The following is a 2165-nucleotide window of genomic DNA, read 5'->3' on the forward strand; positions in this document are numbered from 1 at the left end:
GGCGTCGATCCGGCGGGGCCGGTCGGGCGGCGGCTGTGCGAGGGCTGCGCCCGGCTGGCGCCCTGCGCGGGCATGACGGAGGCGGACGGCGAGACGCTGGACCGGCTGATCGACGGGGCGACCAACCGCGAATCCTACTTCTTCCGCGACCGCAACCAGCTTCGGCTGGTGATCGCGCTGCTGGCCGAACGGGGGCCGGGGACGGCGCCCGCCACCCTGTGGTCGGCGGGCTGCGCGTCGGGCGAGGAAGCCTATTCCCTGGCCGCCCTGGCGTCGGAGAACGGCGGGCTGCCGGGCTTCGCCGTGCTGGGCACCGACCTGTCCCCGGCGGCGCTCGCCGTGGCGGAGCGGGGCGTCTACCGCACCGGGGCCATGTCCTCCTGCCGCGCGCTGACCGCCGCGGACGAGCGCCATCTTCCGGCGGAAGAGGGCGGGACCGCCCGCCGCGTGTCGCCCGCCGTCCGCGCGCGGGTGCGCTTCGCCCGCCACAACATCCTGGCGGGGCCACCGCCGGGGGCGCCCTTCGACGCCGTGCTGTGCCGCAACGTGCTGATCTACATGGACCAGGAGGGCCGCCGCCGCTGCCTCGCCACGCTCGGCGCGGCGCTGAAGCCGGGGGGCGTGCTGGCCATCGGGCCGGCGGATGCGGCGCCGCCAACCGACCCGGCGTCGCTGGGCTACCGCACCGTCTGCCGCGGCAACGCCATCGCCTTCATCAAGGACGCCGCCGCCCGGGAGGTCCCCCATGCCGTCCGTTGAGCCGACAATCATGTCCGGGGCCATGCCCGGGGATTCCTTCGGCTCCGTCCTGGCCTTCCAGCGCGGCGGGGAGACCTTCTGCTGCCCGCTGGCCGAGGTGCTGGAGATCGTCGAGGACCCCAGCCTGACCCACCCCGGCGTGACGGCCCCGCTGGTGGCCGGGGTGCTGCTGCACAACGGGCTGTTCATCCCGGTGGCCGACCCCGCCTGCATCGCCGGCGAGCCGCCGCGGCGCGAGGGCGACGTGATCCTGGTGGACAGCGGCGGCGCCGTCGCCGGCCTGCTGGCCGATACGGTGCTGGGCTTCCGGCGTCCGCTCAGCCTGTCCCCCGCCACCTGGATTCCGCCGGGACGGCTCTGCCGGACGGCGGTGATGCTGGAGGAGATCGGGCGCGCCTTCCTTCTGGGGGCGGAGGGTCTGGGCGACATGCCGACCGTCCCCCGCCCGGACGCCGCCGCCGTCCCCGTGGATTCCGGTCCGCCGCTGCACCTCGTCTACGAGATTGCCGGGCGCAGCTACGCCACCGCCTACGCCGACGTGGAGCGCATCCTGTACCGCCAGCCGATGGTGCGGATTCCCGGCGGGCGCCCGCCGATCCGCCACGCCGTGGAGATGAGCGGCGGCGTCGTCCCGGTCCTTGAGCTTGCCGACGCGCCGGACGGTGCGCCGTCGCATTTCGTCGTGCTGTCTTCCCCCCTGGGGCCGCTGGCGCTGCGGGTGGACGGGATCGGGCGGCCACTGCCGATGGAGCGGGACGGGGCCGATCCCGGCTGGTTCCCGTCGCCGGGCGTCGCCGGGATCGCCCGCCATGGCGACCGCGCGGTGTCGCTGGTCACCGGGGCCGCGCTGCTGCGCGATCTGGCCGGCGGGGAGGGGGCATGACGGCGGGTCTGCGCGTCCTGGTCGTCGACGACTCGGCCTTCATGCGGGCCTCGCTGCGGCACATCGTCGGCGGCACGCCGGGCTTCACCGTGGTGGGGGAGGCCAAGGACGGGGCCGCCGCCGTCGAGGCGATCCGCAAGCTGCGGCCCGACGTGGTGACGCTGGACATCGACATGCCGGCGCTCGACGGAATCGGGGTGCTGCGGCAGATCCGCCCGCGGCCCGGCACCGCCCCGGTCTTCGTCATGGTCAGCGCCTTCACCACCGAGGGGGCGGCGATGACCCTGTTGGCGCTGGAGGCCGGCGCCATTGATTTCGTGCCCAAGGCGTCGGAGCACTTCAAGGTTGATCTGGCCCAGGTGGGGGAACTGCTGCGCGACAAGCTGGCCGCCGCCGCCATGGCCGTCGGCGTCCGCCCGCCGGCGCCCCGTGCGGAGTCCGCGGCCCGTCCGCTGCCGGCCGGCGCCCCGTCCCTGTCTCCGGCCCCGTCCCTGTCTCCGGCCCAGGCCCCGGCGCCGAAGGC

3 protein-coding genes are annotated in these 2165 nt (G+C 75.6%); all 3 read left to right on the top strand.

The genetic code is table 11. The features are described from left to right. The coding region (locus QSG27_RS28670; protein ID WP_306712229.1) for a CheR family methyltransferase at positions 1-759 on the top strand (759 nt) is incomplete at its 5' end. Next, complete coding sequence (locus QSG27_RS28675) at positions 746-1642, top strand: chemotaxis protein CheW (RefSeq protein ID WP_306712231.1); 897 nt, start codon at positions 746-748, stop codon at positions 1640-1642. The genes QSG27_RS28670 and QSG27_RS28675, both read left to right, overlap by 14 nt. Next, positions 1639-2165, top strand: a 527-nt coding sequence (locus QSG27_RS28680; protein ID WP_306712233.1) for a response regulator, incomplete at its 3' end; no start/stop codon positions are given. The genes QSG27_RS28675 and QSG27_RS28680, both read left to right, overlap by 4 nt.

Origin of the sequence: Azospirillum isscasi (assembly GCF_030849505.1) — a bacterium.
GTDB lineage: Bacteria > Pseudomonadota > Alphaproteobacteria > Azospirillales > Azospirillaceae > Azospirillum > Azospirillum isscasi.